Raw genomic sequence first — 21,689 nt, forward strand, 5'->3', positions numbered from 1 at the left:
CACGAATTAACCTGACAAACAGCATGCTAAGACATGTTAAGGTTTTTCAAAAGAAATAAAAGCCGCACTATGTTAGCAAATGTTAGCATGGAAATAACAGCTTTTGATTTTGATGGTAGTTTTTCAAAAGCCGGTACAAAAGGTACTAGGAGGGGGAGGCCTAAAGTCTTGAACCGCATGGGAGCTCAAACCGGCATGGGGCTTTTCTTTCCATAAACCGTATGATTTTTTGATTTGATGATACCCTTATGGCTTTCCGGACACTATAAAACACTATTTTAGTGAAAGTGTTTTTTTATTTTTAACGTTTAAGGTATGATTTTGATACATAAATCAGTCAAAGGCTGCATAGATTAAGCGGAGGCAATAGCATGAGCGAGATACTGGAACAGACATCCCTTGAAAAGGTCTTGACCCGTTTTCGCAATGCTTCCGTTTCTGAGCGTGAAAAAGGCACCTATTTTGAAGAGTTGATTATCTCTTATCTCAAGCATGAACCGTTCTATTCTAATCTTTATGCCGATGTCTGGACGTTCAAAGACTGGGCATTGGCACATGGTAAAGATGGCAAGGACAAGGGGATTGATCTTGTCGCTCAGGAACGTAAAACTGGTTTTCTTCATGCCATACAATGTAAGTTTTATGCGCCAGATCATAAAATTAGTAAGAGTGATATCGATAGTTTTATGTCGGCATCTGGGCAAAAACCTTTCACTAATCGCATCATTGTTTGCACGACCAATCGCTGGGGCGAGAATGCCGAGGCGATGCTGGATAACCAGCATATTCCTGTTAGTAAGATTGATCTTGCCGCTCTTGAACAAAGTGTTATCGACTGGGAACAATATGCACCTGATAAGGCGCTTGTCATTCATGAAAAGAAAAAACTGCGGCCGCATCAGGAAACAGCATCAAAAAACGTATTGAAAGGTTTGGAGACGGCAGATCGAGGCAAGCTCATTATGGCTTGTGGCACGGGTAAAACTTTTACCAGTCTCAAGATTGCCGAGGCACAGGCAGGCGCTGGCAAGCGTGTCTTATTTCTGGTGCCAAGCCTTGCCTTGTTAAGTCAGACATTGACTGAATGGACACAGCAAAGCGAAACCAAACTTCATAGCTTTGCTGTCTGTTCCGATGTTGAGGTCGGTAAAAAGCGCGATAAAAAAGATGATGACAGTGTGCAGACCTTTGTGCATGAGCTGCAATATCCCGCCACGACCGATGCCGAAAAGCTGGCAGAAGAGATGACCGCTTGGCATGAAGACAATGCCATGAGCGTTATCTTCTCGACCTATCATTCTATTGATGTCATTTCCAAAGCGCAAAAAGATTATGGTTTACCCGCATTTGATCTTGTTATTTGCGACGAGGCACACCGCACCACCGGTCAGACCTATGAAGGCGATGAGGAAAGCGCTTTCGTGCGCATTCATAACAATGATTTTATCAATGCCACCAAACGCCTTTATATGACGGCCACACCGCGTATCTATAGAGATGATGCCAAGCTTAAAGCCGAGGATGGTGATGTTGTCCTTTATTCGATGGATGATGAAACCATTTATGGCAAAGACCTGCATGTTTTGACATTTTCGGAAGCGGTGCAGCGCGGCCTTTTGGTTGATTATAAGGTGATCGTGCTGACAGTTGAAGAAAGCCAGATCAACCGCCGTCTGCAAAATATTCTGAAAGATGAGAATAACGAGGTGCGGGTGGATGATGCAGCCAAAATTGTTGGCTGCTGGAAGGCGCTTTCAAAGCAGAACCTAACCGAAAGTCTTGAAGGTGATGCCAACCCCATGCAACGCGCTGTTGCCTTTTGTCAGGTGATTGATCGCAAAAAGAGTAATAAGGTCGGCTCACTGCAAATTGCCAATATGTTTCAAGATGTAGTGGAAGAATACCAGCGCACCGCAACCGATGAAGAAGAAATGTCCGTCAGGTTGCATTGCGAGGCACGCCATGTTGATGGCGGCATGAATGCCAGCGAGAAGGAAGAAAAAATCCAGTGGCTTAAATCCTCTGCACCTGAAGATACATGCCGTATTCTATCAAATGTCCGCTGCCTGTCTGAAGGTGTTGATGTGCCAGCTCTTGATGCCGTTTTGTTTTTAACAGCGCGTAACAGTCAGGTTGATGTGGTGCAATCGGTCGGGCGTGTCATGCGTAATGCACCCAATAAAACCCGCGGCTATATTGTCTTGCCGGTGGTTATCCCTTCTGGGGTAGAGCCGCATGAAGCTTTGAATGATAATAAGACCTATAAAGTTGTATGGCAGGTTTTACAGGCCTTGCGTTCGCATGATGATAAATTCGATGCGATGATTAACAAAATGGACTTAGTTGGTTCTGACCCGCAAAAAATGGAAGTCATTGCCGTTACCGATATGGGCAAACGCCGTAAAAAGGTGATGAAAGAGGCAACAGGCCTTGCCAAAGGAAAAAATAATCTAGGAAAGGCAGCCCCTGCTTCTGGTGGTAGAGGAGGCGAGCAAATTGAGTTTGTTTACGAGGTGACAGAGCTTGAACGTGCCATCACAGCCAAATTGGTTGAAAAGGTCGGCAATCGCCACCATTGGGAAGAATGGGCCAATGATATTGCCAAGATTGCCCGCACCCATATTGACCGCATCAAGGCCATTCTAGAAAACCCAGAAAACACCAAAGCAATTGCCACATTCAAGGAATTTTCTGCCGAGCTGAAAGACGATTTGAATGATGCGCTCAGTGATGACGAGATCATCGAGATGCTGGCACAACACCTCATCACCAAACCGGTTTTTGATGCGTTATTTTCAGGCTATAGCTTTGCAGATCATAACCCAATGTCGCAAGCCATCCAGAAGGTGCTGGATGCACTCAATGAATTCAACATTGATAAAGAATCGACAAGCCTTGATAAATTTTATCGCAGCGTTGCCATGCGTGCTGAAGGCATCAATACGGCAGAAGGCCGTCAAAAGCTAGTCGTCGAACTTTATGACAAGTTTTTTCGCAATGCTTTCCCAAAAATGACCGAGCGGCTGGGCATTGTCTATACACCAGTTGAGGTGGTGGACTTTATCCTGCACAGCGTCAATGACGTATTAAAAGCCGAATTTAACCAAAGCTTGGGCAGCGAAGGCGTACATATTCTTGACCCGTTCACCGGCACCGGCACCTTTATCACAAGGCTTATGCAAAGCGGCCTGATAGCGCAGCAAGACTTGCCGCGCGTTTATAAAAGCCAACTTCATGCCAATGAGTTGGTGCTGCTGGCCTATTATATTGCTGCCATCAATATTGAATCGACCTATCATGCCCTTGTCGGTGGCGATTATGCGCCTTTCCCCGGTATTTTGCTCACTGATACATTCCAGATGAGCGAAAAAGGCGACATGATTGACGCTATTCTGGTCGACAACAGCCAGCGCCGCAAAGATCAAATGGCTTTGGATATCAAGGTTATTGTTGGCAATCCGCCTTATTCGTCAGGGCAGGATAGCGCCAATGATAATAACCAGAATATTAAATATCCCAAACTCGATAAGCAGATCGAAGAAACCTATGCTGCCTATTCGACCGCAACCAATAAAAATTCGCTCTATGACAGCTATATCCGCGCCATTCGCTGGGCGTCAGACCGCATTGGCGATTGCGGTGTGATTGGTTTTATTTCCGGCTCTGGCTTTATTGAAAAGCCTGCAATGGATGGTATGCGCAAATGTTTGGTTAAGGAATATTCAAGTCTTTACATTATAAATCTACGCGGCGATATTCGAAAAAATATGCTTTCAAAAGGCCGAGCTAAAGAAGGGCAGAATATCTTTGAGCAAGGCAGTATGACTGGCATTGCTATTTCTATTCTGGTCAAAAATCCCGATGCCTCGCAAAAAGGCAAAATTTATTACTATGATATTGGCGATGATTTGAAGTCTGATGATAAAAAAGGCAAGCTTAATTCTCTTGGGAGTTTAACCAAAATCAGTTGGCTGGAAATCACCCCAGATGTTCACAATGATTGGCTTAACCAGCGCGATGATAGCTTTAAAGATTTTATCGTTATGGGTGATAAAAAAGATAAAAGCAGTATAGCTATTTTTGAAAATTATTCTTCTGGTTTAAAAACACAACGCGATGCTTGGTGTTACAATTCGTCTGCACAAAAGCTATTAAAGAATATGCAGAACATGATTAGCTTTTATAATCAAGAAGTCGAGCGGTTTAATGAATCTTTTCCAATTCACGATCGGAAAATGCGTGAAGTCAGTGTTAAAAATTTTATTGATAATGATCCACTTAAAATCAGTTGGTCTGATGGGGTGGTGGCAGATGCTGTCAGAGGAAAACAGAATACCTATAATGATGACGCGCTCATCAAAAGCGATTATCGCCCGTTTTCAAGTCAATGGCTATATTATGATCGAAGCTTTAATGAACGCGTATATCAAATGCCGCGCATCTTTCCTGATGCAAAAGCTGAAAACATAATGATAGCAATAACTGGTATCGGAGCACGAAGCGGTTTTTCAACACTTATCACCAATATCATTACAGACTTGCACACTTTAGATACTGGTCAATGTTTCCCGCTTTATCTTTATGAGCGAGAAGAGGCGGGGGAAGGTCTATTTGCCAGTGAAACAACACCGCAGTTAAAGCGGCGTGATGCGATAACGGGTGCGGGTTTGAAGCATTTTCACGATGCCTATCAGGACACTACAATCACCAAGGAAGATTTGTTTTATTATATTTATGGCCTGTTGCATTCCGAAGATTACCGCGCCCGCTTTGCTGATAATCTGATGAAAGAATTGCCGCGCATACCGGCAGTGAAAAAACTTGATGATTTTATGGCTTTTTCAAAAGCTGGCCGTGCCTTGGCAAGTTTGCACCTAAATTATGAAACGGTTGAAAAATACCCTGCCAATATCATCACCAAAAATAAAAATCTGGAAAATGGCGACTATTATGTCGAGAAGATGAAATATGGCCGTAACGGCAAGGACAAAGACCTGACGACCATCATCTATAACGACAAAATCACAATCACGGATATACCGCTGGAGGCTTATGATTATATCGTCAATGGCAAAGCGGCCATTGATTGGGTGGTGGAGCGGCAGCGCGTGCGTACCGATAAAGCCAGCGGCATTGTCAATGATGCCAATGACTGGGCTATAGAGACCATGCACAACCCAGCCTATCCACTGGAACTGCTCTTGAGAATCATCACTGTTTCACTTGAAACGATGAAGATTGTTCGCAATCTGCCGAAACTGGATATCTAACACCATTGCAAGCGCCCGCCGAAAGGTGGGCTGCGGGGTGGACTGAAAGAAAATTAATTTTTCTAACATATTGTTTTTATTGTATTTTTAGGAATAGAATGGTGCCCCCAGAGAGACTCGAACTCCCGACCCCCTGATTACAAATCAGGTGCTCTACCAACTGAGCTATAAGGGCACACGGGGACGACCTAGCATAAAGATATAGAGAGTAAAACAAAAAAACGCATCATTGTGCATTTTTTAGCAAAAATCTTAATTTTGCTGATTAGCCACCCAGTTCGGACATATGGCGATTAGGTCCATGTGTTTGATTTTTACCAATTATAAAATCATGCCCTTTGGGTTTGGTACGGATGGCCTCGCATATTTTTTCAACGAGAGCGTCATCGCTTTCGTTATTTCTTAGTGTTTCGCGCAATTCAATCATACCATTATGGCCCATACAGGTATAAAGGCGGCCTGTAGAACCAATTCGGATGCGGTTGCAATTGCTGCAAAAATCGCATGAGAGCGGTGTTATAAAGCCGATAATGCCGCCCGTTTCTTCAACATGCATATATCGAGCCGGACCGCCGGTAGACAATTGAGCTGGCGTGAGTGTCCAGCGTTTGGCAAGTGTATCACGTAATGCGCTGAGGGAAAGATGAGTGTCGTATCTGTTGTGGCCGGTGTTGCCTAAGGGCATTTCTTCAATCAAAGTAAGATGCATATTGCGGCTATGGCAAAAATGGATGAGATCATCAACCTCATCAAGAAAGGCGCCACGCATTGCAACCGTATTGATTTTGACTTTTAAATCGGCCTCAAGGGCCGCATCAATGCCGGAAAGGACATGGGCGATATCGCCCCGTCGTGTTATTTCATGATAGCGTTTGGCATCCAATGTATCAAGCGACACATTAAGCCGTTTGACACCGCAACGTGCCAGATCTTTTGCGTAGCGGCTAAGCATGGTACCGTTGGTCGTCAGGGTTAGCTCATCAAGGTCATTGCCAAGGTGCTGTCCGATGAGTTCAAACAATGTCATAATGTCACGTCTTACCAGCGGTTCGCCGCCTGTCAGGCGAATTTTGCGAATACCCATTTTGATGAGACGTGAAGAGAGGCGATAAAGTTCTTCCAATGTCAGCAGTTCGCGCTTGGGCAAGAAGACCATGTTTTCGGCCATGCAATAACTGCATCGTAGATCACATCGATCTGTTACGGAAAGACGTAGATAGTTGATAGGGCGACCGAAACCGTCAATAAGCGACGACCCCATGTTTTTGTCCGATAGAGAAAAAGCATGCTGGTTCACCTCGGCGTCTTCTCCTTATCTTTTGATTCAACGCAATATCAATATGAGCGCAACCGCTCGATAAAGCAAGAAAAAGGGTTAGGGGACTTTTAAAGGCTGAAAAGCTGGGCGTCTGGGACAACCGTATCAGACTTGCCGGAAATGAATTGTGCAAGCGCGGCAGCATAAAGGTGATGTTCCGCCTTAAGTACTCTTTTGGCAAGGCTGTCCGCGTCATCATGAGATAATATAGGGATAACAGCTTGCGCCAATATAGGCCCTTCATCCATATCTTCAGTGACAAGATGAACAGTGCAGCCTGCAACTTTAACACCGGCATCAAGAGCACGTTGATGTGTATTGAGACCGGGGAAAAGGGGCAGGATCGAAGGATGAATATTGAGAATTCGACCACGATAAGGTGAAATCATGGACGCTGAGAGAAGCCGCATATAACCGGCAAGACAGATAATATCCGGTTCATAAGTGCCAAGACACTGCAAAATGGCTTCTTCATGCGCTTGCTTGCTATCATAGTCTTTACGTTCAAAAACATGGGTGGGCACCCCTTGTTCTTGAGCTTTTAGCAAGCCTCCGGCTGATCCTTTGTCAGAAATAACCGCTATAATGTCTGCAGGAAAGTCATCTTTTCTACTTGCTTTGATCAACGCTTCCATATTGGAACCGCTGCCGGAAATCAGAATGATGACTTTTTTCTTCATAGCGCGAGTTGCCCTTGATAGACGACACCTTGTGTTTCGCGTTCGCTCAGCACACCAAGGCGGCTGACGGTTTCGCCTTCACGGGTTAATTTAGCCGTTATTGTGTCTGCGTATTGGGCCTCGACGACAACAATCATGCCAATTCCGCAATTAAAAGTGCGTAGCATTTCTTTTTCATCAATGCCGCCTTGCTTGGCAAGCCATGAAAAAACCTGAGGCACACGAATAGCACCAAGATCTATGTTGGCACATAAATCCTCAGGTAGAACACGGGGGATGTTTTCAGGAAAACCACCGCCGGTAATATGGGCCAATGCTTTAATGCCTTGTGTCTCGCGTAAAGTTGTAAGCAAAGAACGTACATAGATTCGGGTTGGTGTCAAAAGGGCTGCACCAAGTTTTTGTTCCGGAGCAAAGGGGGCTTTTTCCTGCCAGCCAAGTCCGCTTTTTTCTACAATTTTACGGACCAGTGAAAACCCGTTGGAATGGACGCCCGACGATGCAAGACCTAAAATAATGTCGCCTTTGGCTAAGGCCTGAGATGGCAATAATTGGCCACGTTCGGCAGCCCCTACAGCAAAACCAGCCAAATCATAGTCGCCTTTGGCATACATACCGGGCATTTCGGCTGTTTCGCCGCCAATCAGGGCTGCTCCTGCCTGCCGGCAGCCTTCGGCAATGCCGGCCACAATGGCGGCACCCTGATCGGGATCCAGTTTGCCGGTTGCAAAATAATCGAGAAAGAACAAAGGTTCCGCACCTTGGACGACGAGATCATTGACACACATGGCAACAAGATCAATGCCGACTGTATTGTGGCAATCGGCGTCAATGGCAATTTTAAGCTTGGTGCCTACACCGTCATTGGCAGCAACAAGAACAGGGTCCTTGAAACCTGCTGCTTTTAGATCGAACAAACCGCCAAATCCGCCAATTTCGGTATCGGAACCTGGACGTCTGGTCGAGCGCACCAGTGGCTTGATTTTTTCGACCATGCTGTTGCCCGCATCAATGTCAACGCCGGCATCAGCATAGGTCATGCCGTGGGGGACTGTTTTATTATCGGCGGTGTGATTTGTCATGGCGCATTCCTGAAACCTTAATCCAAAGCTTATTTCGCAATGCCATGTCACTCTTCATCGTGCAAGTCTAATCCGTCGTTAACGACATAAAAGAGGCATTTATTCATTGATTGGGTGCGTAATGCTTGACCAAGGCATGATAAGTCGCATATCTGTGCATGGTAATAGCTAATTGGAAAAACATGAATAAAGCTAACGATAGTGCAGAAAATAACGGCATAGAAGAGCTGACGCATAAGGCTGTAAAAAAAACAGCCCGTCGACGTAAAGCCGTGCATGTTCCCGCTTATGCCAATGCACCTTTTCGCGGCAGCGTTAAAAGGCAGGCTTTGTTTTGGCTGGGAACACTGGCCTTTTTCCTTGTTTTCCTATTTTTCTTCAGCAATGTTCTGCTTCCTTTTGTTGCGGGATTGGCGTTAGCTTATTTCCTTAATCCGATTGTCGAGCTGATGCAGCGTATCGGCATATCACGTATGTGGGCAACTGTACTGATTTTATTGGCTTTTATTGTCTTTTTAGTTGTCGGATTGATGGTGTTGGTGCCAATCCTCAATACGCAGCTCAGCCAGTTTACTGTCTTTGTTGAACAGCGTTTGCCCGGTTATATTGATAGCCTGCAGCGTTATCTTAATGAACATAGTTTTGAATGGATCAACAAATATCTGGGTGGCAATACTTCCGATCAGTCTAATACGATTAGTGCCTTGATGCAGCAGGGCAAGAGTTTTGTTTCTACTTTGCTGCAGTCCCTGTGGAACTCTGGTAAGTCATTGTTTGGTCTTATCAGTCTTTTTGTTATTGCCCCAGTTGTTGCTTTCTATATGTTGCTGGATTGGGAGCGCATGGTTGATAGTCTCGATTCATGGATTCCACGAGACCATCTGGCAACTGTACGCGGTATTTTTCGTGAAATGGACCGTGCTGTTGCTGGGTTTGTACGCGGACAGGGTACGGTCTGCCTTATTCTGGGCGTTTATTACGCTGTGGGCCTTTCTGTTGCAGGATTAAATTTTGGTCTTTTGATCGGCCTTTTTGTCGGCTTTATTAGCTTTATTCCTTATATCGGCTCCATGAGCGGATTTTTTTTGGCTTTAGGATTGGCCTGGTTTCAATATTATCCTGATAACTGGCTCTGGATTATTGTTGTAATGTGTATTTTCTTTGTCGGTCAATTTATCGAAGGATATATTTTACAGCCGAAACTGGTGGGTTCATCTGTCGGTCTGCATCCGGTGTGGTTGATGTTTGCTTTGGTTGCTTTTGGTTCGGTGTTCGGTTTTACAGGCATGTTGATTGCTGTTCCGGCCGCGGCGGTTATCGGCGTACTTGTACGCTTTGCTCTTCATACCTATCTGGCGTCCCCTATGTACTCCCCGCAGAATAAAACGGAGAAAAGCAAGTGAGCGATACACCGCGGCAACTGCCGCTGGAGTTGACGCTGCAACCGGGGTTAAGCGGGGATGATCTGGTTGTTACGTCAAGTAATCATGCAGTTTTCCAGCTGATCGAACAATGGCCGCAATGGCCTTTGCCAGTGGCATTGATCATTGGACCGGAAGGGGCGGGAAAGACCCATTTTGCTACTGTGTGGGCGCAAAAAGTCGGTGCTTTTCATGCCTCTTTAAAAGCAATGGACGAAGCCATTGTCATGGCAGGCAAGGGGATTCCTATTCTGCTGGAAGATATCGATAGCAAGCCGTTCGATGAAACGGCCTTTTTTCATCTTATCAACAGTGTCCGTCAAGGACATAGCATCAATCATCATGCCAGTCTTTTGATGACGGCACGTACATCGCCGCAGGAATGGGAATTGGGGTTGCTCGATCTTGCTTCACGGATGAAGCAGGTGATGTTTGTTGAGATTGAACAACCTGATGATGATCTTTTGTCTGCTGTTCTGATAAAGTTGCTGGCTGACCGGCAAATGGAAATAGACACAGTACTGATCAATTATATTATTAGCCGTATTGAACGTTCTTTGTCGGCATTACAGCATTTTGCTGTTGAAGTTGATCGACTTGCTTTGGCAAGAAAGTCTCGAATCAACCGTCAGATAGCAAGCGAGGTTATTGAAAGCCTCAGTGGCGATCACGCGCAATCGAACCGGTCTTAATTATGTCACTGTTGTGCTTGGCTGTTATAGGGGAGCGGGTTAACTGATCAGCTCTGGCCCATCCGATAATATCGGTTGAAGGAACGACAATACGATGCCATTTGCCTTCCGTTTCGTAAGAGCGCATTTCTTGTCCTACTTCAACGGTTGCAATTTTTTTTGAAGATGAATTGGCTGTCGCATAGATAGCAATGCGTTGTTTGGCGTAGATTGCGTTGGCAGCGTTTTTAACCGCAAAGCGTCCCTGTGGGGGCAAGGTGGTATCAGGCTTATAGGGAACGATGATTTGGTTCCCTTGTGTGCTTTGTGGTTTTAAAGCCGGAATAACGGTGCTGTGCATTGTCATCTGCGTTACACTGGCATGCTGATGTGGCAAGGGTTCGTTAAGCAGTGCGTTGATGGTCAGTTCTTTGCTACGTGGAACAACAATAGTAGATTGTGTGCTTTGTGGAGTATTATTACGTATAGCCATATGTTGGGCAGGTTTGCCATTCACAGGTTTTTCATGTGCGACATACCAGCCGGCAGCAGCAGCAATAATCAGTGCGCCGAGAGCGGCGTTGCCGAAGGAAAAACGTTTCTGGGCTGGTGCTTTTTTACGGTTTGTTCGGCGGGTGTTTTTTTTACGTGCAGCCATAACCTATCCTTCAGATGACATATTATTTTGAAAGATTAGAGCGTGAATCTTTTGATTTGGTTATCAAAAATGTTAATTTTAAAAAGAAACGGTAAATTTCGTGGTTTTGTACTTGCACTTGTCGCTCGAAAATCCTAGTGAGAGGTTGCTTGACAAAAGCATCGGAGCGTAGCGCAGTTTGGTAGCGCACCTGATTTGGGATCAGGGGGTCGTAGGTTCAAATCCTATCGCTCCGACCACTTTGTCTAATAGGGCCGTTTCTGCTATAGAGATGGTCTGACAAAAACATGATGTGACAGACGGGAAGTCGTCATGTTAAGTGTTATTCTTAAAGGCGTTTTCATCGTTTGTAAGGAATAGAAAAATGGTTGCACGTATCTATAGCCCTGCTAAAACTGCTATGCAGTCCGGTCAAGCCAATACAGGATTCTGGATTTTGCAATATGAACCCCAGCAAGCTAAAATGGTTGAGCCATTAATGGGTTATACGGCTTCAGCCGATATGCTGGGACAGATCAAGATGCGTTTTAATACCAAAGAGGATGCGATTGCCTTTGCAACCAAAAACGGTATTGCCTATCGGGTAGAAGATCCGCACACGCCGAAGCGTCGTCGCGTTTCATATTCCGATAACTTTAGTGCCAATCGCCAGCAGCCTTGGACACATTGATTCCAGAATAATATAATCATTGTTTGCGGTCCCGTAGCTCAGCTGGATAGAGCAACAGCCTTCTAAGCTGTGGGTCACAGGTTCGAATCCTGTCGGGATCGCCATCTTTCTCTGTTAGTTGTGCTTGGTTCATTCGATTTTTAAATCTTGCCGATTGAATATGGTGCCACAACCGCGGTCAAGAAGCGCTGGCTTTACTGGGGCAATATTATTTTTTGTTGTCTGGTAAAAATTGATATTACAATCATCATCAATGACGCAGGCTGTTAATCGACCGGAAGAATAAATGCCTGTATCAATCGATATGCGGTTTTCGGTGATAATCGGCATATCGCCAATGATTGTATGGCCATGGATGACAATAGGTACTGTATCATCAATATAATCAAGAAAGGGGTGCCGGATCCAGCAAAAGGTTTCCTCGGTTTGTGTGTCGACAGGCATTGAAAAATTGATTCCGGCATGAACGCTAATAAAATGTCCTTGCTGATGGTAGAGGCTGGTGTTTTCAATAAAAGTGACATGCTCGGGATGTTGTCGGTAAATATCCTGGATATGGTTCTCGTCGACATTGTAGGATTTAAGTGTTTCTACGCCACCATGAATCATCCATGCCTGAAAACGAGGTGCCAGCTTGCCTTGCTTGATAGCAGATAGGAACATGGCGTCGTGATTGCCGCGATGCACACATATATTGCCCCAGTCACGTTGTAGATTGATAAGGAGCTCTATGATGTCTTTGGATGCAGGGCCTCTGTCGACAAGATCACCCAGAAAAAAGATTTTGGTGTCGTCAAGTTTTTCATTTTTGGCAATATGATTCAATAATTGGTTTAACGGATCAATGTAACCATGAATATCGCCAATATAATAGCGCTTCATTATTTGTCCCTTTGCGGCTGTATGTTGCGGTTTTTTCCAAAAGTATAACCGGTTTCGACTATCTTGCCGCCGAATTTATGGCGTAACTGGTCTATGGCTCGTTCTGTCTGTGCCCGCTTTGTCGATTGGATGTCAACAAGGTCAGCAGGATCAGCACTTTCGTCACTGACAAGTTGCTGCACACCAATGCCGATCAGGCGAAAGGCTGTGCCGTCGATCTCTTTTGACAGAAGGTCAAGTCCGGTATGGAAAATACGGTCGGCAATTTGTGTCGGGTCTGTAAGATGGCGGTTGCGCGTGCGGCTCTTGAAATCACTGGTCTTGAGTTTGAGTACTACAGTTTGTCCGGCAATATGATCTTGTTTGAGTCGGAATGATACTTTTTCCGATAAGGTCCGTAGTATCGGCACAAGATCATCCATTATTTTCAAATCGACATCAAAGGTTGTTTCGGCTGAAACGCTTTTCATTTCGTTATCGGGTTCCACCTTGCGCGTATCTTGACCTCTTGCAAGACGGTAAATGCGTTGGCCCATCGCGCCATAGCGTTTCATCAAATCGGCTTCATCCATTGTCTGTAATTGGCTGATAGAGCATATACCATCTGATTTAAGTTTTTCGGCGAGGACCTTGCCAACGCCCCATAAGATGTTGACCGGCTGGGTGGCAAGAAAGCTGATGGCTTCTGTCTTTCCGATGACGGAAAAGCCGCGTGGTTTATCAAAATCCGATGCGACCTTGGCTAGAAATTTACAATAGGAAAGGCCGATCGAAACAGAAATTCCGATTTCCTTTTCTATTTTTTGTGACAGTCTGGCCAGGGTGAAAGCAGGTGGGGCTTTGTGTAAGCGGGTTGTGCCTTGTAGGTCAAGAAAAGCTTCGTCAATAGAAAGCGGTTCTACCATGGGGGTTAATTCCTGCATCATTTGTCGTACTTCGCGCCCGATACGTGCATATTTTGCCATATCGGGAGGAAGGACGACTGCATTGGGGCATATCTCCAGTGCTTTGAACATCGGCATAGCTGAACGTACGCCCGAGATACGTGCAATATAACAGGCTGTCGAGACAACACCACGTTTGCCACCGCCAATGATGAGCGGTTTATCGCGTAGTTCCGGATGATCTCGCTTCTCAACACTGGCGTAGAAGGCATCGCAATCAATATGGGCGAGTGAAAGATTATAGAGTTCTTTGTGCTGGACAAGACGGGGACTACCGCAATGGTTGCATCTCTTCGTATGCTGATGTTGCAGTGTCAGACAATCACGACAAAATCCATATTGCGGTTGGTTGAAATTCACCATGAGAAATCAATAGAACCGCCGCCCGGTAATGCGTTGTAGGCAGTCATAACATTTTCGGGTGCATGGCCTGTGGCTTGCACAAACTGCAATAATGATGGTTCGTGTGAGAGCAGAAAATGTAAAACACCAGCCATAAAGCCATCGGTGGAGGCTGCTTGCCTGATGTCATTTGCTGTCAGCCCCGTCAGATCAAGAAAACGCGGCAGCAATTCGCAGTCCTGCGCAATAAAGCTTAGCGCTTCGATGGCTAATCTTTCGGCTTCTTCACGGGAATAGATTGTTTTCATCAGCTTTTCTTAAATGTTCAGAAACGACTCATAGTTTACCCTTTAAAGGTACAAAGGCAATATGATGCCTTTGACAAATGCAAACAAAGCAGGCGGAGTTTCAGGCATGGCAAAAAAAGTGATGATCGTTGAAGATAACGAGCTCAACATGAAGCTTTTTCGTGATCTTGTAGAGGCTTGCGGCCATGAAACGGTTGAGACGCGTAGCGGGCTTGAAGCACTTGATCTGGCTCGTCAAAACAACCCCGGTCTTATTCTTATGGATATACAATTGCCTGAAGTTTCCGGCCTTGACGTCATCAAGCAGCTGAAAGCTGATGATGAATTGAAAGCTATTCCGGTTATTGCTGTGACAGCCTTTGCCATGAAGGGCGATGAAGAGCGCATTCGGGCAGGGGGGTGTGAAGATTATATGTCGAAACCCATTTCGGTGCCGTATTTTATGGAAACGATCAAGAAATATCTGGGGTAGTCTTGGTGTGACATAAGAGATGTCGATCTGGAATGGATGGAACGTAATACTTTGATTGAAGAAATCAGAAAGTTGCGGACCTGAAACTGTGTGGTTTTAATATCAAAACACCGGAGTGGCTGCAATTTATTGCAGTTGTCGCTATTGCTAATGTGTGTTCGTCGATAGCAACGAATTTAGGAAATAAAAAAACCCGCATAAAGCGGGTTTTTTGGAATTTGTAAGTTCGCTGCGATTAACGCTTGGAGAACTGGAATGAACGGCGAGCTTTGGCTTTACCGTATTTTTTACGTTCAACAACACGGCTATCGCGTGTGAGGAAGCCACCTTTTTTCAAAGTGCCGCGCAGACCCGGTTCATAATAGGTCAATGCTTTTGAGATGCCATGACGAACAGCACCGGCTTGACCGGAAAGGCCGCCACCGGCAACCGTTGCAACGATATCGAACTGGCCATCACGATTGGTAACAACGATCGGCTGACGCAAAATCATCTGCAGAACAGGACGGGCGAAATATTTGTCAAAATCTTTGCCGTTGACAGTGATCTTGCCGGAACCCGGTTTGACCCATACACGGGCAACAGCATCTTTACGCTTGCCGGTTGCATAAGCGCGACCCTGAGCGTCGAGTTTCTGGACATGGACAGGTGCGGCATTAGCAGCTTCTTCAGCGCCGCCTGTTGCATTGCCCAGTTCGGAGAGCGAGTTGATCTCAGCCATATTTATGCAATCCTTTTATTCTTGCGGTTCAAAGCACCAACATCAAGTGTTTCCGGCTGCTGGGCTTCGTGAGGATGGTTTGTACCGGCATAAACGCGCAGGTTTTTCATCTGGCGACGGCCTAGTGGACCGCGCGGAACCATACGTTCAACTGCCTTTTCAATGACACGTTCGGGAAAACGGCCTTCGAGGATCTGGCGCGCTGTGCGCTCCTTGATGCCGCCGATATAACCGGTGTGCCAGTAATATTTCTTGTCGGTGTATTTTTTACCTGTCAAAACAACCTTGTCGGCATTGATGACAATAACATTGTCGCCATCATCGACATGGGGAGTAAAGGTTGCTTTATGCTTGCCGCGCAGACGGTTGGCAACGAGAGTGGCAAGGCGACCCAGAACGAGGTTCTCGGCGTCAATAATAATCCATTTCTTCGTTACTTCTGCTGGCTTTTGTGAAAAAGTTGCCATGGAAGTTTTCCTTAATCAGATCCTGAAAAGCCTTTAAAAGTCCCTATCAGGCGTTTTTTGTTGCTTGTATTGTATCGGGTTAATCCAATACAAAAATGTACCGAGCCTCGTTTAAAAGGTATTGGCGTGTGCGCTCAATAAGGCTTCCGCTATATTAGGTCAAGAAGAAAAACAATAAATATAAAATATTGCATAAAATCAATAGTTTGTATTTGCGGTATTATGGTACCGTTTTATTGATATTGTATGCTGTTTTGACTTTGAGAAGCTTCATATTCGGTTTATATTAATTGAGATAAATGGCGATTCGAAACTTGGATGTGTTTTGAAGTGTGAGTGTAATTGATCTATGATGGCTGGGTTCTGGAGGGAATATGGCGCAGTTATTAGCAGAAAAAACCGCAATTAAGGCAGCGCTTTCTCGGGTGCAGACAATAGCACTGGTTGGTGCATCGCCTAAACAGAACCGCGCAAGCTATGGAGTTATGGCTTTTCTTCTCAATCGGGGCTTTCGGGTTATCCCCGTTAATCCATCCTATGCCGGTCAGGAAATATTGGGGCAGTTAGTCCAGCCAAGTCTTGGCCATATTGATGTGTCTATTGATATGGTGGATGTTTTCCGCAACTCGAGTGCTGTAGCCGGTGTTCTTGATGAAACGCTCAAACTGAATTTTATGCCTAAGCTTTTTTGGATGCAGATTGGCGTCTTTGATAAAGATAGTGCGCAAAAAGCGGTTGCTGCGGGTATGGATGTGGTTATGGACCGTTGTCCGACAATTGAATTGACGTGAATTTTATCACAATCTGGCTGAATATAGCATTCCATTTCTTCTGCTTCGGCTTTTGTAAGGGTATTTTTACCCTTAGGGCCTGATATGAGAGGACGGGATGAGCAGATTATTAAATGGAGTATATTTCGATGACAGACAAAAAACAGGGCTTTGAAACGCTGGCCGTTCATGCTGGAGCTGCTCCTGATCCAACAACCGGTGCGCGGGCAACACCTATCTATCAGACAACAGCCTATGTTTTTGAAGATGCCGATCAGGCTGCCAACCGTTTTGCGCTGGCTGATCCCGGTAATATCTATACCCGCATCACCAATCCGACACAGGCTGTGCTGGAAGAAAAAATTGCAGCACTTGAAGGCGGAACAGCAGCTTTGGCAACATCTTCAGGGCATGCCGCACAGTTTTTAACATTCCATACTTTGATGGAGGCTGGTGATAATTTTGTTGCTGGACGCCAGCTCTATGGTGGCTCGATCAACCAGTTTGGCAATGCATTCAAGTCTTTTGACTGGCAGGTGCGTTGGGCCGATAGCGAAAACCCCGCTTCTTTTGAAGCTCAGATCGATTCATGTACGCGTGCTATCTATATTGAAAGTTTTGCTAATCCTGGCGGCATTATTGTTGATATCGAGGCGATTGCAAAAATTGCCAAGAAATATGGCATTCCGCTGATTGTTGATAATACATTGGCTACTCCTTATCTTTTACGGCCGATCGAATATGGTGCCGATATCATTGTGCATTCATTGACCAAATTTATTGGCGGCCATGGTAATTCCATGGGCGGTATTTTGATTGATGGTGGGACATTCGATTGGGGTAAGTCGGGCAATTATAAAAAACTGACTGAGCCGCGCCCCGATTATGCAGGTTTGGTTTTTTATGAGGCTGTTGGCAATGTTGCCTTTGCTTTGGCTGCCCGTGCTTTGGGGATGCGTGATTTTGGCCCTACGATTTCACCGATTAATGCCTTTTTGTTGCTGACGGGGGCTGAAACATTGGCTTTGCGTGTTCAAAAGCACTGTGATAATGCATTGGAAGTTGCAAAGCATCTTGAAAAACACGACAAGGTTTCTTGGGTTAATTATGCTGGCTTGGCATCCAGCAAATATCATGCCCTACAACAGAAATATGCGCCGAAAGGAGCAGGTTCTGTCTTTACCTTTGGTGTTAAAGGTGGATATGAGGCCGGTGTCAAATTTGCCTCATCATTAAAGCTATTTTCGTTGCTTGCTAATATCGGTGATACGCGATCATTGGTTATTCATCCGGCTTCTACAACTCATCGCCAGCTGAATGATGAGCAACGTATCGCTGCTGGCGCAGGTCCTGATGTTGTACGTTTATCTATTGGTATTGAAGATGCTGCCGATATTATCGCAGACATTGATGCGGCTTTGGCTCTTGTGTAGACCATAAGTAAAACAGAATATAAAAGGCCGGAAAACTTCCGGCCTTTTTTATGAAGTCTTTAGCGGTCTCATTTGATGTTACCAATTCCGCTTTGGGATATTGTTCACCGTGTGGGTCAATAGCGCTAAAACGAACACCCAAAAAACATCTGATTTGAAAAGGAAAGTCGACATTGATTATTGTTTTCAGCATTTTCCTACATCGTATTCAATCAGGTCGTGCCCTAAGATAAAAGTAGTTTGAAAACAAAGATAAAGCGCACGATAAAACCAGTGCGCTTTATAATAAAATGCCTAGAAGCCAAGATAGGCTTTTTGTACATCTTTGTTGTTGATCAGATCTTTCGCCGAGCCTTCCAATACAATACTGCCGGTTTCCATAACGTAACCGCGATCGGCGCCATCCAGAGCAAGATGGATATCCTGTTCAATCAGAAGTACAGTCACTTGTTCCTGCTTGCGGATATTATGAAGAATTTCCATAAGCTGGTCGACAACGACTGGTGCTAGACCAAGACTCATCTCGTCAACAAGCAGTAACTTGGGAGAGGCCATTAAAGCACGGCCCATTGCGCACATTTGCTGCTCTCCACCAGACATGGAGCCTGCCATCTGACGACGGCGTTCGGCCATGCGTGGAAAAAGTGCGTAGACCTTTTCCAGATCAAACTTGATCTGGGCTTTATCATTGCGTCTATAGGCGCCCATCAACAGGTTTTCTTCCACGGACATACGGTCAAAAAGTTGGCGGCCTTCAGGAATGTGGACCAGACCGGCACGGAAAATCGCATCTGATTTTGAAACTGAGAAATCCTTGCCGTCATAGATGATTGTACCTGTCGGGGTGATGATATGTGAAAGTGCCCGTAATAAGGTTGTCTTGCCAGCACCGTTGCTACCGACCATGGCAACAATTTCAGCCTCATGGACAACCATATTGATATTATGGATAACGGGAAGCTCGCCATAACCGGCAGACAGATTTTTAACTTCCAGAATTGGTTTTTTAGAAGAATTTGTCATGCACGCTTCTTCCCTAGATAAGCTTCAATCACCATGGGATTGGACAACACGGTCTGCGTACTGCCTTCAGCAATTTTTTCACCATGATGAAGAACCATAACACGGTCAGACAGGCTTTTAATAGCTTTCATCACGTGTTCGATTACAAGAATGGTTACGCCGCTGTCTCTCACTTTTTTGATAACATCAATGACTTCGTCAATTTCCACCAGATTGAGTCCTGCCATGACCTCATCACATAAAAGCATTTCCGGTTTCATGGCAAGAGCTTTGGCCAGTTCAAGCCGTTTGCGATCCGGCCCACCAAGATCTTCAGCCCGTTTGTCAATCATGTTGCCAAGGCCGACAAATTCAAGATTGGCACGGGCTTTTTCACGGGCGCTCGATAGGCCTTTACTACCAGTGTCCTTACGGCCGAATAATGCACCAACAGCAACATTATCAAGTACAGAAAGTCCGGGGAAGGGCTTCATAATTTGAAATGTACGGCCGATACCCATGTGCGCACGCTTATAGGTAGGGATGTCATTGATACGTTGCCCATGGAGAAGGATATCGCCTTCGGTCGGTGTGATGGAGCCGCTGATAAGACTGATGACGGTGGTTTTACCGGCGCCATTGGGGCCGATAAATCCGAGTATTTCACCCTTGTTGAGGGTAAAGCTGACATCGTTGACGGCCGTCAGGCCGCCAAAGCGTTTTGTTACATGGCGAAGTTCTAGAAGAGCAGTCATAGTTTGGTCGCCTTTACATTGTTGACGAAATAACGCAGCCCCTGCTTCATTATATTGCGTACCAGATGGGCAAGCCCGCGTGGCATCAAAACAACGGCGATAACAATGACAACACCGAAGAACAGGCCTGCAATGTCGGTATAGTTTGTTGCCAGCCAGTTAGAAATGTACTGCAACGACAAGGCACCGAAAACCGGACCTAGAACCGTACCGGCACCGCCAAATACAGCCATAATGATCATTTGGACGTTCATTTGTACCGCATAGGCAGATTCAGGATCCAGAAAGGTGATTTTATAGGCTTGCAGAGATCCAGCCATGGCACAGAAAAAACTGGCAAGCATGAGGGCCAGAATTTTATACAGTGTTGTATTGATGCCCATGGCTGCAGCACCTTCTTCATTCTCGCGAATGGCGATCAGGCCAAAACCAAAACGTGAATGTGTAAGAAAGCTTACAAAAAGGGTTACAATGATCAGCAGGATAAGCGCTGTTTCATAGAAGAAGGTTTCATTGTTAAGCAAAGGCAGAACAAGACCGATATTTTGCCCCGCAATCGGCAGGTTGGATGTGATGGCAGCCATAACCTGTGGCAATGCCAACGTTGCGATAGCAAAATAATGGCCTTTTAGACGAAGGATCGGAAGCCCTAAAAGTAATGCAAAGATAACTGCGAGTACAACGCCGCATAATACACCGACACCGAAAGGTAGGTCGTATTGTACCATGGCGATGCCGGCGCCATAGGCTCCGAGGCCATAAAAGACAGAATTACCAAAAGAGGCATAGCCTGTGAAACCACCAATAATGTTCCAGCTTTGGGCAAGAACGGCAATAATAAATGCGTCGAATGCTACTGTCATCCAGCTGATGGAGCCAAAAAGAGGAAAAACAAGAGCAAAAATTGCGCATAAAACAGCGATAATGGAAGGAATATACTTCATGATGTTTTCCCCAAGAGACCACCCGGGCGTATAATCAGAACAGCAATGAGAATGCCGAAACTGACCACATTGCGATAGGTGTCACCAAACCAGAGGACAGTAAGGGATTCAATAACGCCAAGTAAAATCCCCCCGACAACAACACCTAGCGGATTTTCAAGTCCGCCAATAATGGTGATGGCAAAACATTTGGCTGTAAGCGGTATGCCGATATAGGGATTGACCTGATTGACTGTGCCATAAAGGCCACCAGCAACGGCAGCGATAGAAACACCAAGGCCAAAGGTAACAGCATAAAGATGACGCGGATCAACGCCATAGAGACGGGCGGCAACCAGATTTTGTGCAGTAGCACGAATGGCGCGGCCCAATCTTGTTTTGGTCATGAATATGAGCATGAAACCGGAAATGCAAAAGGCCGCAATAAAGGCCAAAAGATTCATCAAGGGGATGGTCATGCCTAGAATATTAAAGTTTTGTCCGGCATAGCTTGGGTTGATGGTACGGAAATCGGCAGAATAGACATGCTGGGCGATATCCATGAAAATAATTTCAAACCCAAAGGTAATCAGGAGCGCATTGAACATCGGCCCGCGGGCAACAAGATTAAGAATACCGCGTTGAAGAAGATAGCCGAGGCAGAACATGATGATAGCTGTGGGAACGAGTCCTATAAAGGGATCAATGCCGAAATAGGTAAAAAGTGTCCATGTTACATAGCCACCCAGCATGATCATCGTGCCATGCGCAAGATTGACAATATTCAGCACGCCCCAAACAAGAGCTAGCCCTTGGGCCATAATGGCGTAGAGGCCGCCAAGCAGAATACCGTTTATAATGATTTGTAGGAATAGGCTCATTCATCAAGTCCTTTTAACT

General features: G+C 45.5%; 20 protein-coding genes and 3 tRNA genes. 9 read left to right on the plus strand and 14 right to left on the minus strand.

The window, feature by feature from the left end; translation table 11 throughout:
* Positions 1 to 371: 371 nt before the first annotated feature.
* Entirely contained in the window at positions 372 to 5,270 is a 4,899-nt protein-coding gene (locus ACYZ97_RS03735; RefSeq protein ID WP_473300146.1) for a DEAD/DEAH box helicase, read from the plus strand.
* 99 nt (positions 5,271 to 5,369) lie between these two features.
* On the opposite strand, the gene ACYZ97_RS03740 is transcribed toward ACYZ97_RS03735, so the two are convergent.
* The 4 genes from ACYZ97_RS03740 to purM all read right to left on the minus strand — a co-directional run bounded on the left by ACYZ97_RS03740 (position 5,370) and on the right by purM (position 8,350).
* A tRNA-Thr gene (locus ACYZ97_RS03740) sits at positions 5,370 to 5,445 on the minus strand.
* Positions 5,446 to 5,535: 90 nt separating this feature from the next.
* Positions 5,536 to 6,531, minus strand: coding sequence for a GTP 3',8-cyclase MoaA (gene moaA, locus ACYZ97_RS03745; RefSeq protein WP_473300147.1), 996 nt, complete (start codon positions 6,529 to 6,531; stop codon positions 5,536 to 5,538).
* A gap of 125 nt (positions 6,532 to 6,656) precedes the next feature.
* Positions 6,657 to 7,268: a phosphoribosylglycinamide formyltransferase gene (gene purN, locus ACYZ97_RS03750; protein WP_473300148.1), complete on the minus strand. Its 612-nt coding sequence runs from the start codon at positions 7,266 to 7,268 to the stop codon at positions 6,657 to 6,659.
* Complete coding sequence (gene purM, locus ACYZ97_RS03755) at positions 7,265 to 8,350, minus strand: phosphoribosylformylglycinamidine cyclo-ligase (RefSeq protein WP_473300149.1); 1,086 nt, start codon at positions 8,348 to 8,350, stop codon at positions 7,265 to 7,267. The genes purN and purM overlap by 4 nt, the downstream gene beginning before the upstream one ends.
* A 182-nt stretch (positions 8,351 to 8,532) precedes the next feature.
* On the opposite strand from purM, the gene ACYZ97_RS03760 reads away from it, so the two are divergent.
* Together ACYZ97_RS03760 and ACYZ97_RS03765 are read left to right on the plus strand one after the other, a co-directional pair.
* Positions 8,533 to 9,753: an AI-2E family transporter gene (locus tag ACYZ97_RS03760; protein WP_473300150.1), complete on the plus strand. Its 1,221-nt coding sequence runs from the start codon at positions 8,533 to 8,535 to the stop codon at positions 9,751 to 9,753.
* A complete protein-coding gene (locus tag ACYZ97_RS03765) occupies positions 9,750 to 10,463 on the plus strand; it encodes a P-loop NTPase family protein (protein WP_473300151.1) in 714 nt (237 codons plus the stop codon). The genes ACYZ97_RS03760 and ACYZ97_RS03765 overlap by 4 nt, the downstream gene beginning before the upstream one ends.
* On the opposite strand, the gene ACYZ97_RS03770 is transcribed toward ACYZ97_RS03765, so the two are convergent.
* A complete protein-coding gene (locus tag ACYZ97_RS03770) occupies positions 10,429 to 11,100 on the minus strand; it encodes a hypothetical protein (protein WP_473300152.1) in 672 nt (223 codons plus the stop codon). The genes ACYZ97_RS03765 and ACYZ97_RS03770 overlap by 35 nt on opposite strands.
* A gap of 162 nt (positions 11,101 to 11,262) precedes the next feature.
* On the opposite strand from ACYZ97_RS03770, the gene ACYZ97_RS03775 reads away from it, so the two are divergent.
* The 3 genes from ACYZ97_RS03775 to ACYZ97_RS03785 all read left to right on the plus strand — a co-directional run bounded on the left by ACYZ97_RS03775 (position 11,263) and on the right by ACYZ97_RS03785 (position 11,874).
* A tRNA-Pro gene (locus ACYZ97_RS03775) sits at positions 11,263 to 11,339 on the plus strand.
* A 125-nt stretch (positions 11,340 to 11,464) separates the two neighbouring features.
* The gene (locus tag ACYZ97_RS03780) at positions 11,465 to 11,770 is read left to right on the plus strand and encodes an ETC complex I subunit (RefSeq protein ID WP_473300153.1); all 306 of its coding nucleotides are present in this window, start codon (positions 11,465 to 11,467) and stop codon (positions 11,768 to 11,770) included.
* 27 nt (positions 11,771 to 11,797) lie between these two features.
* Positions 11,798 to 11,874: transfer RNA gene (locus ACYZ97_RS03785), tRNA-Arg, on the plus strand.
* Between the two features lie 25 nt (positions 11,875 to 11,899).
* Here ACYZ97_RS03785 and ACYZ97_RS03790 read toward each other — a convergent pair.
* Genes ACYZ97_RS03790 through ACYZ97_RS03800 form a run of 3 tightly spaced genes read right to left on the minus strand, consistent with a single transcriptional unit; the run spans position 11,900 to position 14,246 of the window.
* On the minus strand, positions 11,900 to 12,652 hold the full coding sequence (locus tag ACYZ97_RS03790; protein ID WP_473300154.1) for a metallophosphoesterase: 753 nt from the start codon (positions 12,650 to 12,652) through the stop codon (positions 11,900 to 11,902).
* Complete coding sequence (locus ACYZ97_RS03795; RefSeq protein WP_473300155.1) at positions 12,652 to 13,959, minus strand: DNA polymerase IV; 1,308 nt, start codon at positions 13,957 to 13,959, stop codon at positions 12,652 to 12,654. The genes ACYZ97_RS03790 and ACYZ97_RS03795 overlap by 1 nt, the downstream gene beginning before the upstream one ends.
* On the minus strand, positions 13,953 to 14,246 hold the full coding sequence (locus ACYZ97_RS03800) for a DUF3572 domain-containing protein (RefSeq protein ID WP_473300156.1): 294 nt from the start codon (positions 14,244 to 14,246) through the stop codon (positions 13,953 to 13,955). The genes ACYZ97_RS03795 and ACYZ97_RS03800 overlap by 7 nt, the downstream gene beginning before the upstream one ends.
* A gap of 106 nt (positions 14,247 to 14,352) precedes the next feature.
* Between ACYZ97_RS03800 and ACYZ97_RS03805 the strand changes: the two genes are divergently transcribed.
* Positions 14,353 to 14,718, plus strand: a complete 366-nt coding sequence (locus ACYZ97_RS03805; protein WP_473300157.1) for a response regulator — start codon at positions 14,353 to 14,355, stop codon at positions 14,716 to 14,718.
* A 235-nt stretch (positions 14,719 to 14,953) separates the two neighbouring features.
* Here the strand turns inward: ACYZ97_RS03805 and rpsI are convergent, their stop codons facing one another.
* Positions 14,954 to 15,439, minus strand: coding sequence for a 30S ribosomal protein S9 (rpsI, locus tag ACYZ97_RS03810; RefSeq protein WP_473300158.1), 486 nt, complete (start codon positions 15,437 to 15,439; stop codon positions 14,954 to 14,956).
* A 2-nt stretch (positions 15,440 to 15,441) separates the two neighbouring features.
* The gene (rplM, locus tag ACYZ97_RS03815) at positions 15,442 to 15,906 is read right to left on the minus strand and encodes a 50S ribosomal protein L13 (protein WP_473300159.1); all 465 of its coding nucleotides are present in this window, start codon (positions 15,904 to 15,906) and stop codon (positions 15,442 to 15,444) included.
* A gap of 374 nt (positions 15,907 to 16,280) precedes the next feature.
* On the opposite strand from rplM, the gene ACYZ97_RS03820 reads away from it, so the two are divergent.
* Positions 16,281 to 16,697, plus strand: coding sequence for a CoA-binding protein (locus tag ACYZ97_RS03820; protein WP_473300160.1), 417 nt, complete (start codon positions 16,281 to 16,283; stop codon positions 16,695 to 16,697).
* A gap of 128 nt (positions 16,698 to 16,825) precedes the next feature.
* Complete coding sequence (locus ACYZ97_RS03825; protein ID WP_473300161.1) at positions 16,826 to 18,109, plus strand: O-acetylhomoserine aminocarboxypropyltransferase; 1,284 nt, start codon at positions 16,826 to 16,828, stop codon at positions 18,107 to 18,109.
* A gap of 294 nt (positions 18,110 to 18,403) precedes the next feature.
* Here ACYZ97_RS03825 and ACYZ97_RS03830 read toward each other — a convergent pair whose 3' ends face one another.
* The 4 genes from ACYZ97_RS03830 to ACYZ97_RS03845 are packed head-to-tail and all read right to left on the minus strand — an operon-like array spanning position 18,404 to position 21,670.
* Positions 18,404 to 19,132, minus strand: a complete 729-nt coding sequence (locus tag ACYZ97_RS03830) for an ABC transporter ATP-binding protein (protein ID WP_473300162.1) — start codon at positions 19,130 to 19,132, stop codon at positions 18,404 to 18,406.
* A complete protein-coding gene (locus ACYZ97_RS03835; protein ID WP_473300163.1) occupies positions 19,129 to 19,866 on the minus strand; it encodes an ABC transporter ATP-binding protein in 738 nt (245 codons plus the stop codon). The genes ACYZ97_RS03830 and ACYZ97_RS03835 overlap by 4 nt, the downstream gene beginning before the upstream one ends.
* Positions 19,863 to 20,810, minus strand: a complete 948-nt coding sequence (locus ACYZ97_RS03840; RefSeq protein WP_473300164.1) for a branched-chain amino acid ABC transporter permease — start codon at positions 20,808 to 20,810, stop codon at positions 19,863 to 19,865. Before ACYZ97_RS03840 ends, ACYZ97_RS03835 begins: the two co-directional genes overlap by 4 nt.
* Positions 20,807 to 21,670, minus strand: coding sequence for a branched-chain amino acid ABC transporter permease (locus ACYZ97_RS03845; protein ID WP_473300165.1), 864 nt, complete (start codon positions 21,668 to 21,670; stop codon positions 20,807 to 20,809). The genes ACYZ97_RS03840 and ACYZ97_RS03845 overlap by 4 nt, the downstream gene beginning before the upstream one ends.
* Between the last annotated feature and the right edge of the window lie 19 nt (positions 21,671 to 21,689).

The organism is Bartonella sp. bp_1 (genome assembly GCF_055808085.1).

Bases quoted from the DNA above. Each gene is read 5' to 3' on its own strand.
- ACYZ97_RS03830 (WP_473300162.1), bottom strand. From the start codon at position 19,132: ATGACAAATTCTTCTAAAAAACCAATTCTGGAAGTTAAAAATCTGTCT.
- ACYZ97_RS03800 (WP_473300156.1), bottom strand. From the start codon at position 14,246: ATGAAAACAATCTATTCCCGTGAAGAAGCCGAAAGATTAGCCATCGAA.
- ACYZ97_RS03760 (WP_473300150.1), top strand. From the start codon at position 8,533: ATGAATAAAGCTAACGATAGTGCAGAAAATAACGGCATAGAAGAGCTG.
- ACYZ97_RS03735 (WP_473300146.1), top strand. From the start codon at position 372: ATGAGCGAGATACTGGAACAGACATCCCTTGAAAAGGTCTTGACCCGT.
- ACYZ97_RS03770 (WP_473300152.1), bottom strand. From the start codon at position 11,100: ATGGCTGCACGTAAAAAAAACACCCGCCGAACAAACCGTAAAAAAGCA.
- ACYZ97_RS03780 (WP_473300153.1), top strand. From the start codon at position 11,465: ATGGTTGCACGTATCTATAGCCCTGCTAAAACTGCTATGCAGTCCGGT.
- ACYZ97_RS03840 (WP_473300164.1), bottom strand. From the start codon at position 20,810: ATGAAGTATATTCCTTCCATTATCGCTGTTTTATGCGCAATTTTTGCT.
- ACYZ97_RS03805 (WP_473300157.1), top strand. From the start codon at position 14,353: ATGGCAAAAAAAGTGATGATCGTTGAAGATAACGAGCTCAACATGAAG.
- rplM (WP_473300159.1), bottom strand. From the start codon at position 15,906: ATGGCAACTTTTTCACAAAAGCCAGCAGAAGTAACGAAGAAATGGATT.
- ACYZ97_RS03825 (WP_473300161.1), top strand. From the start codon at position 16,826: ATGACAGACAAAAAACAGGGCTTTGAAACGCTGGCCGTTCATGCTGGA.
- rpsI (WP_473300158.1), bottom strand. From the start codon at position 15,439: ATGGCTGAGATCAACTCGCTCTCCGAACTGGGCAATGCAACAGGCGGC.
- ACYZ97_RS03795 (WP_473300155.1), bottom strand. From the start codon at position 13,959: ATGGTGAATTTCAACCAACCGCAATATGGATTTTGTCGTGATTGTCTG.
- purM (WP_473300149.1), bottom strand. From the start codon at position 8,350: ATGACAAATCACACCGCCGATAATAAAACAGTCCCCCACGGCATGACC.
- ACYZ97_RS03835 (WP_473300163.1), bottom strand. From the start codon at position 19,866: ATGACTGCTCTTCTAGAACTTCGCCATGTAACAAAACGCTTTGGCGGC.
- moaA (WP_473300147.1), bottom strand. From the start codon at position 6,531: ATGGGGTCGTCGCTTATTGACGGTTTCGGTCGCCCTATCAACTATCTA.
- ACYZ97_RS03845 (WP_473300165.1), bottom strand. From the start codon at position 21,670: ATGAGCCTATTCCTACAAATCATTATAAACGGTATTCTGCTTGGCGGC.
- ACYZ97_RS03790 (WP_473300154.1), bottom strand. From the start codon at position 12,652: ATGAAGCGCTATTATATTGGCGATATTCATGGTTACATTGATCCGTTA.
- ACYZ97_RS03820 (WP_473300160.1), top strand. From the start codon at position 16,281: ATGGCGCAGTTATTAGCAGAAAAAACCGCAATTAAGGCAGCGCTTTCT.
- purN (WP_473300148.1), bottom strand. From the start codon at position 7,268: ATGAAGAAAAAAGTCATCATTCTGATTTCCGGCAGCGGTTCCAATATG.